The sequence below is a fragment of the Kitasatospora cathayae genome (genome assembly GCF_027627435.1).
Taxonomy (GTDB): Bacteria; Actinomycetota; Actinomycetes; order Streptomycetales; family Streptomycetaceae; genus Kitasatospora; species Kitasatospora cathayae.
Window position 1 is genome coordinate 7,489,589 of sequence record NZ_CP115450.1, and the last position, 12,687, is coordinate 7,502,275.

General features: G+C 77.0%; 1 protein-coding gene (running past one end of the window). It reads left to right on the forward strand.

The window, feature by feature from the left end; translation table 11 throughout:
- Positions 1-12,687 carry the 5' end (the start) of a type I polyketide synthase gene (locus O1G21_RS33910; RefSeq protein ID WP_270151402.1) on the forward strand. Its footprint extends 15,240 nt past the window's final position, so 12,687 of the gene's 27,927 nt are visible here — the first part of the coding sequence; it begins with the start codon at positions 1-3; its stop codon lies off the right edge, out of view.

Genomic DNA, 12,687 nt, shown 5'->3' on the forward strand with positions numbered 1-12,687 from the left:
ATGGACAAGGAACAGAAGCTCCGGGACTACCTCAAGCGGGCCAGCGCGGACCTCCAGCGCTCCCGGCAGCGGGTGGACGAGCTGGAGGCGGCCGCCCGGGAGCCGATCGCCATCGTGGGGATGAGCTGCCGCTTCCCCGGCGGGGTCGCGTCTCCCGAGGACCTCTGGGCGATGCTCGTCGCCGGCGAGGACGGCATCACCGGCCTGCCCACCGACCGCGGCTGGGAGCTCGACCCGGCGTCCGGGCCGGTCGACGTCCGGGGCGGGTTCCTGCAGGGTGCCGCCGACTTCGACCCGGGCTTCTTCGGTATCTCGCCGCGTGAGGCGCTGTCCATGGACCCACAGCAGCGCGTCCTGCTGGAGGCGTCCTGGGAGGCCATCGAGCGGGCGGGCGTCGACCCGAGCAGCGTCCGCGGCACCCGCACCGGCGTCTTCGTCGGCGCGATGCCGCAGGACTACCGCACCGGGCCGGACGACGACGTCCAGGGCTTCGTGCTGACGGGCAACGCGACCAGCGTGATCTCCGGCCGCCTCTCCTACGTCCTCGGCGCCGTCGGCCCGGCCGTCACCGTCGACACCGCGTGTTCGTCGTCGCTCGTCGCGCTCCACCTGGCTGCGCAGTCGCTGCGCGCGGGGGAGTGCGGCATGGCGCTCGCCGCGGGCGTCACCGTCATGTCGACCCCCACCACCTTCGTCGAGTTCGCCCGCCAGGGCGGCCTGGCCTCGGACGGTCGCTGCCGCTCCTTCGCCGACGCCGCGGACGGCACCGGATGGGCCGAGGGCGTCGGCGTGCTCGTCCTGGAGCGGCTTTCGGTGGCCCGGCGCAACGGGCACCGGGTGCTGGCCGTCGTGCGCGGCACCGCCGTCAACCAGGACGGCGCCTCCAACGGGCTCACCGCGCCCAACGGGCCGTCCCAGCAGCGCGTCATCGAGCAGGCGCTGCGCAACGCGCGGCTCTCCGCCGACCAGGTGGACGCGGTCGAGGCACACGGCACCGGCACCGTCCTCGGTGACCCGGTCGAGGCCCAGGCGCTGCTCGCCACCTACGGGCGCGGGCGGGACCCGCAGCGCCCGCTGCTGCTCGGCTCGGTGAAGTCGAACCTGAGCCACACCCAGGCCGCGGCCGGCATGGCCGGGGTGATCAAGACGGTGCTCGCGCTGCGGCACGAGCTGCTGCCGCGCACCCTGCACGTGGACGAGCCGTCGACGCACGTCGACTGGGAGTCCGGCGCCGTCCAGCTGCTGACCGAGGCGACGCCGTGGCCGCGGGGCGCGGAACCGCGCCGGGCGGGCGTCTCGTCGTTCGGCCTCAGCGGCACCAACGCGCACGCCATCATCGAGGAGGCCCCGGCTGGGGAGGAGGCGCCCGCGTCCGAGGCCGTCGAGGCCGGGGCGCTGCCCTGGCTGGTCTCCGGCCGTACCCCCGAGGCGCTGCGGGCCCAGGCCGGGCGGCTCGTCTCGTTCCTGGCGGCGGACGCCGAGGGCTCCGACACCGACCTGGCCCACGCGCTCGCCACCACCCGGGCCGCCCTGGAACACCGCGCCGTCGTCACGGCGACCGGACGCGCCGAGGCCGTCGCGGCGCTCAGCGCGCTGGCGGACGGCGGGGGCGACGGCCGGGCCGTGCTCGGCACCACCCACGGCCGCGGCAAGCTCGCCTTCCTGTTCGCCGGCCAGGGCTCGCAGCGCCTCGGCATGGGCCGCGAACTGGACTCCCGATTCCCGGTGTTCGCCGCCGCCCTGGAGGAGGTGCTCGCCGAGTTCGACGGCCGGCTCGACGCCCCGCTGCGCGACGTGATCCGGGGCGCCGACGAGGAGGCGCTGAACCGCACGGGCCACGCCCAGCCCGCGCTGTTCGCCGTCGAGGTCGCGCTGTACCGGCTGCTGGAGTCCTGGGGCGTGCGCCCGGACTTCCTGGCCGGCCACTCGGTCGGCGAGATCGCGGCCGCGCACGTCGCCGGGGTGTTCACCCTCGCCGACGCGTGCGCCCTGGTCGCCGCCCGGGCCCGCCTCATGCAGGCCCTCCCGGCCGGTGGCGCCATGGTCGCGGTGCAGGCGGGCGAGGACGAGGTCCTGCCCCTGCTCGGCGACGGCGTGTCGCTGGCCGCCGTCAACGGCCCGCAGGCCGTCGTCGTCTCTGGTGAGTGCGCCGCGGCCGAGGCCGTCGGCGCGCACTTCGCCGAACTCGGCCGCAAGGTCCGGCGCCTGCGCGTGTCGCACGCCTTCCACTCGCCGCTCATGGACCCGATGCTCGACGAGTTCCGTGCCGTCGTCGCCGCCCTGGACCCGCAGGCGCCCGCGGTCCCGGTCGTCTCCACCCTCACCGGCACGCTCGCCACCGTCGAGCAGCTGACCTCCGCCGACTACTGGGCCGACCAGGCCCGCCAGGCCGTCCGGTTCGCCGACGCCACCGCATGGCTCGGCGGCCACGGCGTCACCCTCTTCCTCGAGCTCGGCCCCGACGGTTCCCTCGCCGCGCTCGCCCAGAGCGCCCTCGACGAGCCCGCCAGCGAAGGTTGCAGCGCCCTCGCCGCACTGCGCCCCGGCCGCGACGAGACCGAGGCACTCACCGAGGCCCTGGCCGGGCTGCACGTGCGCGGCGTGCCGGTGCGCTGGGACGCCTACTTCGAGGGCACCGGCGCCCGCCGTGCCGACCTGCCCACCTACGCCTTCCAGCACAAGCGCTACTGGCCGAAGAGCGCGCTCTCGCGCACCGGCGACGTCCGCGCCGCCGGGCTCGGCTCGGCCAACCACCCGCTGCTCGCCGCCGCCGTCTCGCTCGCCAACACCGACGGCCTGCTGCTGACCGGCCGGCTCTCGCTGCGCACCCACCCGTGGCTGGCCGACCACGCCGTCGACGGCACCGTCCTGCTGCCCGGCACGGCCTTCCTGGAGCTCGCCGTGCGCGCGGGCGACGAGGTCGGCTGCGAGCGCGTCGAGGAGCTGACGCTCACCGCGCCGCTGCCGCTGCCCGAGCAGGGCGGCGTGCAGGTACAGGTGTGGGCCGGCCGGGCCGACGCGAACGGACGGCGCAGCGTCGGCGTCTACTCGCGGCCCGAGGGCGACGAGGACGCCCCGTGGACCCAGCACGCCGACGGAATCCTGGCGGCCGACGGACCCGGCCCCTTCGCGGAGGAGTTCACGCAGTGGCCGCCGGCCGGTGCACAGGCGCTGGACCTGGGCGGCCTGGACGAACGCCTCGCCGCCGCCGGCTTCCGCTACGGCCCGGCGTTCCGCGCGCTGCGTGCGGCCTGGCGGCGCGGTGCGGACGTGTTCGCCGAGGTCGCGCTGGACGAGGGCGCGAGCGGCGAGGCGGGCGCGTTCGGGATCCACCCGGCCCTGCTGGACTCGGCGCTGCACGCGACGGCGTTCCTCGGGCTCCGCGGGGTGCCGTTCTCCTGGCAGGACGTCAGCCTGCACGCCGCGGGTGCGTCGGTGGCGCGGGTACGCCTGTCCGCGACCGGGGACGACTCGGTGTCGGTCGAGGTCGCCGACGCGGCGGGCGGCCCGGTCGCCTCGGTCGGCTCGCTGCTGCTGCGGGCGCTCCCGGCGCCGGCCGGCGCGGGCGTCGGGCCAGTGCCGGACGCGATGTTCGAGCTGCGCTGGTCCCGGCCGCGCGGCGGCGCACCGGCGCCCGCCTCGGTGGCCGTCGCGGCGGCGGACCCGCTCGGCCTCGGTGTGCTGCCGACGGTGGGCGAGGGCCAGGCAGAGGTGGTGCTCGTGCCGCTCGCGGGCGACCCGGCCGACCCGGTCGGGTCCGCCCACGCGCTGACGGCCCTGGCCCTGGCCCGGATTCAGGAGTGGCTCGCCGAGGGCGCGCCCGGCCGGCTGGTCTTCGTGACCCGGGGCGCCGTCGCCACCACGGCGGACGCCGAGGTCACCGACCCGGCCGCGGCCGCCGTGTGGGGTCTGGTGCGCTCCGCGCAGGCCGAGCACCCGGGCCGTTTCGGCCTGGTCGACCTGGACCCGGCCGGCGGCCCGCTGTCCGGGCGCGCCCTCGGCGGCGACGAGCCGCAACTGGCGGTGCGCGGCGGCGCGGTGCTCGCGGCCCGGCTGGCCCGCGCCGGCGCGGTGGCCGCCGCCGGCACCGCGTGGAACCCGGACGGGACCGTCCTGATCACGGGCGGCACCGGCGGTCTCGGCGCCGTCCTCGCCCGGCACCTGGTGGCCGAGCACGGCGTGCGCCGCCTGGTGCTCGCGAGCCGCCGCGGGGCCGCGGCCGAGGGTGCCGCCGAACTGGCCGCGCAGCTCACCGAGGCCGGCGCCGAGGTCGCCGTCGAAGCGTGCGACCTCACCGACCGCGCCGCCGTGGAGCGCCTGGTCGCGGGGGTGCCCGCCGCGCACCCGCTGACCGCCGTGGTGCACGCCGCCGGAGTCCTGGACGACGGCGTCGTCGAGCACCTCACCCCGGAGCGGCTCGCCGCAGTCCTGCGGCCCAAGGCCGACGCCCTGTGGCACCTCCACGAGGCCACCCGTGGCCCCGGCCTCGCCGGATTCCTCGTCTTCTCGTCCTTCTCCGGGACCGTCGGCGCGGCCGGCCAGGCCAACTACGCCGCCGGCAACGCCTTCGCGGACGCCCTCGTGCGCACCCGCCGGGCCGCCGGGCTGCCCGGGCTCTCGCTCGGCTGGGGCCCGTGGGCCGCCGTCGGCGGAATGACCGGCGGGCTCACCGACGCCGACCTCGACCGGCTCGCGCGGCTCGGCACCCCGGCGCTCTCCGAGGCGGACGGCACCGCGCTGTTTGACGCCGCCCTCGCCCGCCCGGAGGCCGTCCTGCTGCCCGTCCGCCTCGACCTCCCGGCGCTGCGCGCCCGGGGCGAGGTGCCGCCGCTCCTGCGCGGTCTGATCCGCACCCCCGCGCGGCGCGCCGCCGTGACCGCCACCGAGGCGGCGGGCGCCCTCGCCCGCCGCCTCGCCGGACTGGACACGCGCGCCCGCACCGAGGCCGTCGTCGACCTGGTCCGCGCCCAGGTGGCGGCCGTCCTGCGGCACGCCGACGCCTCCGAGGTCGACCCGCACCGCCCGTTCCAGGACCTCGGGTTCGACTCGCTCACCGCCGTGGAGCTGCGCAACCGCCTGAGCGCCGCCACCGGGCTGCGCACCTCCGCGACCGTCGTCTTCGACTACCCGAGCGTCACCGCCCTCGCCGGGCACCTCCTGGACGGTCTGACGGGCGGCCCGGCCCCCGCCGCCGCGGCGCCCGTCCGCGCGGCGGCCGACGACGACCCGGTCGTCATCGTCGGCATGAGCTGCCGCTACCCGGGCGGCGTCGCGTCCCCCGAGGACCTGTGGCGCCTGCTGCGCGAGGGCACCGACGCGATCTCGGGCCTGCCCACCGACCGCGGCTGGGACGTCGAGGCGCTCTACCACCCGGACCCGGACCACCTCGGCACCAGCTACACGCGCTACGGCGGATTCCTTCAGGGGGCCGCCGACTTCGACCCCGGCTTCTTCGGCATGAGTCCGCGCGAGGCGCTGGCCACCGACGCCCAGCAGCGCCTGCTGCTGGAGGCCTCCTGGGAGGCGGTCGAGCGGGCCGGGATCGACCCGGTGTCGCTGCGCGGCAGTCGCACCGGCGTGTTCGCCGGTGTGATGTACAACGACTACTCGGCGCTGCTCGCCGGCGGGCGCTTCGAGGGCCACCAGGGCAGCGGCACCTCGCCCAGCATCGCCTCCGGCCGCGTCTCCTACACGCTCGGCCTGGAAGGCCCGGCCGTCACCGTCGACACCGCGTGCTCGTCCTCGCTCGTCGCCATGCACTGGGCCATGCAGGCCCTGCGCGCCGGCGAGTGCACGCTCGCCCTGGCCGGCGGCGTCACCGTGATGTCCACCCCGACCTCGCTGATCGAGTTCTCCCGTCAGCGCGGCCTCGCGCCCGACGGGCGCTGCAAGGCGTTCTCCGACCGGGCCGACGGCGTCGGCTGGTCCGAGGGTGTCGGCATGCTGCTCCTGGAGCGACTCTCCGACGCGCGCCGCAACGGCCACCCGGTGCTGGCCGTCGTGCGCGGATCGGCCGTCAACCAGGACGGTGCCTCCAACGGGCTCACCGCCCCCAACGGGCCGTCCCAGCAGCGGGTCATCCGTCAGGCCCTGGCCGCCGCCGGGCTGGCGACGGCCGACGTCGACGTCGTCGAGGCGCACGGCACCGGCACCTCCCTGGGTGACCCGATCGAGGCTCAGGCCCTGCTCGCCACCTACGGCCAGGACCGCGAACTCCCGCTGCTCCTCGGCTCGGTGAAGTCCAACCTCGGCCACACCCAGGCCGCCGCCGGCGTCGCGGGCGTCATCAAGGCGGTGCTGGCGATGCAGCACGGCGTCGTGCCCCGCACCCTGCACGCGGCCGAGCCGTCGTCCCACGTGGACTGGGACGAGGGCGCGGTGGAGCTGCTGACCGAGGAGGCACGGTGGCCGGAAACCGGCCGCCCGCGCCGCGCCGGCGTGTCCTCCTTCGGCTTCAGCGGCACCAACGCGCACGTGATCCTCGAGCAGGCCCCCGCCGTCGTCGTGCGGGACACCGCCCCGGCCGTCACGGAACCCGTCCTGCTGTGGCCGCTGGCCGGCCGCAGCCCGGCCGCGCTGCGCGACCAGGCCGCCCGTCTGCGGGCCTTCGCCGCCGCCGACCCGGACGCCGGCCCGTCCGGCCTCGGTCTCTCACTGGCCACCACGCGCTCCGCCTTCGACCACCGCGCCGTCGCGGTCGGCGCCGACCGCGACGAACTGCTCGCCGCCCTGGCCTCGCTCGCCGCGGGCGAGTCCGCCGCCGGACTGGTCGCGGGCGAGACGGGCGCCGGGAAGCTCGCCGTGCTGTTCGCCGGTCAGGGCGCCCAGCGCCTCGGTGCCGGACGCGAACTCGCCGGGCGCTTCCCGGTGTTCGCCGAGGCGCTGGACGAGGTGCTGCGCGAATTCGGTCCCCGGTTGGAGCGCCCGCTGCGCGACGTGCTGTGGGGCGAGGACGAGGAGTTGCTGAACCGCACCGGCTGGGCGCAGCCCGCGATCTTCGCCGTCGAGGTCGCGCTGTTCCGCCTGGTCGCCTCGCTCGGCGTGCGCGCCGACGTCCTGCTCGGCCACTCCGTCGGCGGGATCGCCGCCGCGCACTGCGCCGGGGTGCTGTCGCTCGCCGACGCGTGCGCGCTCGTGGCCGCCCGGGCCCGGCTCATGGACGCGCTGCCCGGGGGCGGTGCCATGGTCTCCGTCGAGGCCGCCGAGGACGAGGTGCTGCCGCGTCTGGTGCCCGGCGTGTCCGTCGCGGCCGTCAACGGGCCGCGGGCCGTGGTGATCTCCGGCCTGGAGGACGAAGTCCTGCGCATCGCCGGGGAGTTCGCGGCCGAGGGCCGCCGGACGAAGCGGCTGCGCGTCTCGCACGCCTTCCACTCGCCGCTGACGGAGCCGATGCTGGAGGAGTTCCGGCGCACCGTCGTGGAGCTGGAGTTCCGCGCGCCGGCCATCCCGCTCGTCTCCGACACCACCGGCGAACTCGCCACCGAGGCCGAGCTGTGCTCGCCCGAGTACTGGGTCGAGCACGTCCGCCGGGCCGTCCGTTTCGCCGACGGCGTCCGCGCCGCCCGCGCGGCCGGCGCCGCGACCTTCCTCGAACTGGGCCCGGACGGCGTGCTGTCCGCGCTCACCGAGGAGATCCTGGCCGACGACACCGCCGCGACCGCCGTCCCGCTGCTGCGCGCCGGGCGGCCCGAGGAGCGGACCGCAGCCCTCGCCCTGTCCGCGCTCCACGTGCGAGGCCACGCCCTGGACTGGGCCGCGCTGTACGCGGGCACCGGCGCCCGCCGCGCCGGCCTGCCCACCTACGCGTTCCAGCACGAGCGCTACTGGCCCGAGGCCGAGCCCGCCATCGCCGCCCCGGCCGCCGACCCCGCCGACTCGGCGCTGTGGGGCGCCGTCGAGCGCGGCAGCGCCGCCGAACTCGCCGGCCTGCTCGGCCTGCGCGACGAACAGCACGCCGGCCTCTACGCCCTCCTGCCCGCCCTCGCCGACTGGCGCCGCACCCGGCACGAGAAGGCGCAGCTGGACAGGGCCCGCTACCGAGTCCACTGGCGGCCCGTCCGCCCGGCGGCCGCACCCGTGCTGGACGGCACCTGGCTGGTCGTCACCACCGACGCCGTCGACGACGCCGAGCTCCTCGACGCGCTGCGCGGCCACGGCGCCCGCCTGGAGCGCCTGGCGCTCGACGGGGACTGCCGCGACCGTGCGGAACTCGCCCGCCGCATAGCGGACTTCGGTGAACTGAGCGGCGTCCTCTCGCTCGTCGCGCTGGCCGACCGGCCGGTGCCCGGGCCCGGCCTGCCCGAGGGCGTCGCGCTCGGCGTCGTCCTCGCCCAGGCCCTCGGCGACCTGCGCTCCGCCGCGCCGCTGTGGACCGTCACCCGCGGGGCCGTCTCGACCGGGCCCGCCGACCCGCTCACCAACCCCGTCCAGGCCGCCGCGTGGGGCCTCGGTCGGGTCGCCGCCCTGGAGCGCCCGCAGGCGCCGGGCGGGCTGGTCGACCTGCCGCCGGTGCTGGACGCGCCGACCGTGCAGGGCCTCGTCGGTGTGCTCGCGGCGAGCGGGCGGGGGAACGAGGACCAGGTCGCGCTGCGCGGCAGCGCTGTCCACGGCCGCCGCCTGGTGCGGCACGCCGTCGACGAACTGCCCCGCGCCGAGGAGTTCACCGCGGAGGGCACCGTCCTCATCACCGGCGGCACCGGGGCGCTCGGCACCGAGGTCGCCCGCTGGCTGGCCCGCAGCGGCGCCCGGCACCTTCTGCTCACCGGCCGCCGCGGACCGGACACGCCCGGCGCCGCCGAACTCGTCGCCGAGCTCGCCGAGCTCGGCGCCACCGCGGCCGTCGTCGCCTGCGACGTCGCCGACCGGGACGCGCTCGCCGCCGTCCTCGCCGCCGTCCCGGCCGAGCACCCGCTGACCGGCGTCGTGCACGCCGCCGGCGTCGGCCAGGCCGCCCCGCTCTCGGACACCCCGGTCGCCGAGGTCGCCGAGCTCACCGCCGCCAAGCTTCAGGGCGCCGCCCACCTCGACGCCCTCCTCGCCGACCACGACCTGGACTTCTTCGTCCTGTTCTCCTCCGTCGCCGGTGTCTGGGGTGGCGCCGGCCAGGGCGCCTACGCCGCCGCCAACGCGTACCTCGACGCCCTCGCCGAGAACCGCCGCGCCCGCGGCCTGACCGCCACCTCGGTCGCCTGGGGCCCGTGGGCCGGCGCAGGCATGGCCGCCCATGAGGTCGTCGCCGACGGACTGCGCCGCCAGGGCCTGCGCTTCCTCGCACCGGAGACCGCGCTCACCGAGCTGCGCCGCGCGATCGTCCACGAGGACGTCGCCGTGACCGTCGCGGACGTCGACTGGGAGCGCTACGCCCCGGTCTTCACCGCGGCCCGGCCGAGCGTGCTGTTCGACGAGCTGCCCGAGGTCCGGGCCCTCGCCCGCGGTGCCGCGGCCGACGCCGGCGCCGCCTCCGACCTCGTGCGCCGCCTGCGCGGCCTGGCCGGGCCGGAGCGCGACCGCCTGCTCGTCGACCTGGTGCGCCGCGAGGCCGCCGCCGTCCTCGGACACGGATCCGTCGACGGCGTGCCCGAGAAGCGCGCCTTCCGCGACGCCGGGTTCGACTCGCTCACCGCCGTCGAACTGCGCAAGCGCCTCGCCGCGCTGACCGGCCTGCCGCTGCCCAGCACGATGGCCTTCGACCACCCGACGCCGCTCGCGCTCGCCGCCTTCCTGCGCGGCGAGCTGCTCGACGGCCCGCAGGACGCGACGGCGCCGCAGGCCGCCGCGGACCCGGACGAGCCGATCGCCATCGTCGGCATGGGCTGCCGCTTCCCCGGCGGTGCCGCAAGCCCCGAGCAACTGTGGCGGCTCGTCGCCGGGGGCACGGACGCCATCTCCGAGTTCCCGGAGAACCGCGGCTGGGACACCGGCCTCTACGACCCCGACCCGGACGCCCCCGGACGCACCTACTCCACCCGGGGCGGGTTCCTGCACGAAGCCGGCGAGTTCGACGCCGCGTTCTTCGGCATCTCCCCCCGTGAGGCCCTCGCCATGGACCCGCAGCAGCGCCTGCTGCTGGAGACCACCTGGGAGGCCCTCGAATCCGCGGGCATCGACCCGACCTCCGTGCACGGCAGCGCCACCGGCACCTTCATCGGGTCCACGTACCAGGAGTACGGGCTCGGCATGGACGACGGCTCGGCCGGGCACGCCGTCACCGGCACCAGCCCGAGCGTGCTCTCCGGGCGCCTGGCCTACCTGTTCGGCCTGGAGGGGCCGGCCGTCACCGTCGACACCGCGTGCTCCTCCTCGCTCGTCGCGCTGCACCTGGCCTGCCAGTCGCTGCGCGGCGGCGAGAGCTCCCTCGCGCTCGCCGGCGGCGCCACCGTCATGACGAACCCGAACGCCTTCATCGCCTTCAGCCGTCAGCGCGCCCTCGCAGCCGACGGCCGGTGCAAGGCCTTCTCCGAAGCCGCCGACGGCATGACCCTCGCCGAGGGCGTCGGCGTCGTCGTGCTGGAGCGGCTCTCCGACGCCGAGCGCAACGGGCACGAGGTGCTCGCCGTCGTCCGCGGCTCCGCGATCAACCAGGACGGCGCCTCCAACGGGCTCACCGCCCCGAACGGGCCCTCCCAGCAGCGCGTCATCCGCCAGGCGCTGCACAACGCGGGCCTCACCCCCGGCGACGTCGACGCCGTCGAGGCGCACGGCACCGGCACCGCCCTCGGCGACCCGATCGAGGCCCAGGCCCTCCAGTCCGCGTACGGGCGCGACCGCGACCCGCAGCGCCCGCTGCTGCTCGGCTCGGTCAAGTCCAACATCGGCCACACCCAGTCGGCCGCCGGCGTCGCGGGCGTGATCAAGATGGTCCAGGCGCTGCGCCACGGTGTGCTCCCGGCCACCCTGCACGCCGATGAGCCGTCCTCGCACATCGACTGGACGCCGGGCACCGTCACCCTGCTGAACGAGGCCGCGCCGTGGCCGGCCGGCGAACGGACCCGCCGCTGCGCCGTCTCCTCCTTCGGCATCAGCGGCACCAACGCGCACGTCGTGCTGGAGGAGGCGCCCCCCGCCTCCCCGACTCGAACCGCCGAGGTGTCCGACGGCGTCCTGCCGTGGGTGCTCTCCGCCCGCACCCCCGCCGCGCTGCGCGCCCAGGCGGCGCGACTGGCCGACCACCTCGACGCCGAGCCGGAGCTGCGCCCGCAGGACGTCGCCCACACCCTGCTGACCACCCGCGCCCTCTTCGAGCACCGTGCCGTCGTGCTCGGCGCGGACGCGGCCGAACTGCGCGAGGGCCTCGCCGCGCTCGCCGCCGGCGCCTCCGCGCCGAACGCCGTCCAGGGCCTCGCCGAGGACAGGGGCCGCACCGTCTTCGTCTTCCCCGGCCAGGGCTCCCAGTGGGCCGGCATGGGAGCCCGACTGCTCGACGAGTCGCCGGTGTTCGCCGAACGCGTCGCCGAGTGCGCGGCGGCGCTCTCCGCACACGTCGACTGGTCGCTGCTCGACGTGCTGCGCCAGGCCGAGGGCGCGCCCGCCCTGGAGCGCGTCGACGTCGTCCAGCCGGCGACCTTCGCCGTCATGGTGGCCCTCGCCGAGGTCTGGCGCGCCCACGGCGTCCAGCCGGACGCCGTGGTGGGCCACTCCCAGGGCGAGATCGCCGCCGCCGTCGTCGCCGGGGCGCTCTCCCTGGAGGACGGCGCCCGCGTGGCGGCCCTGCGCAGCCGGCTGATCGGCCGCGTTCTGGCGGGCTCCGGCGGGATGGTCTCCGTGCCGCTGTCCGCCGAGGAGGCCGAGGAGCGGCTGAGCTCGCGCTCCGGCGGGCTCGCCGTCGCCGCCGTGAACGGGCCGCGGACCGTCGTCGTCGCCGGTCCTGCCGGCGAACTCGACGAACTGATGGCCGAGTTCGAGGCCGAGGGCCTGCGTGCCCGGCGGATCAACGTGGACTACGGCTCGCACTCCGCCCAGGTCGAACTCCTCAGGGACGACCTGCTGGCCGACCTCGCCGCGGTGCACCCGCGCGCCGCCGAGGTGCCGTTCTTCTCCACCGTCACCGGCGACTGGCTCGACACCACCGCCATGGACGCCGACTACTGGTACCGCAACCTGCGCAACCCGGTCCGTTTCGACCCGGCGGTGCGGGAGCTGATGGCCCAGGGCCACGGCCTGTTCGTCGAGGTCAGCCCGCACACCGTGCTCACCATGGCGATCGAGGCCACCGCCGAGGACCGTGGCGACCGCGCCACCGCCGTCGGCACCCTGCGCCGCGACAAGGGCGGCGCCGACCGCTTCCTCGCCTCGCTCGCCGAGGCCTTCGTCCGCGGCGGACGGGCCGACTGGTCCTCCCGCACCGCCGGCGGGCGCCGCGTGCCGCTGCCCACCTACGCCTTCCAGCGCGAACACCTGTGGGCCGTCGCGCCACGCCCCGGCGGGGAGCCGGAGGACGGCGAGTTCTGGAGCGCCGTCGAGGAGGCCGACGTCGAGGCGCTCGCCGCCCGGTTGCGCATCGACAGCGGCGCGCTCGCGCCGGTGCTGCCCGCGCTGTCCGACTGGCACCGCCGGCGGCGGGAGCGCTCGACGGTCGACTCCTGGCGCTACCGGGCGACGTGGAAGCCACTGACCGCCGCATCCGCCCGCCTGGACGGCACCTGGCTCCTCGTCACCGCCGAGGGCGGCGAAGGGGAGGACGTCGCCGAA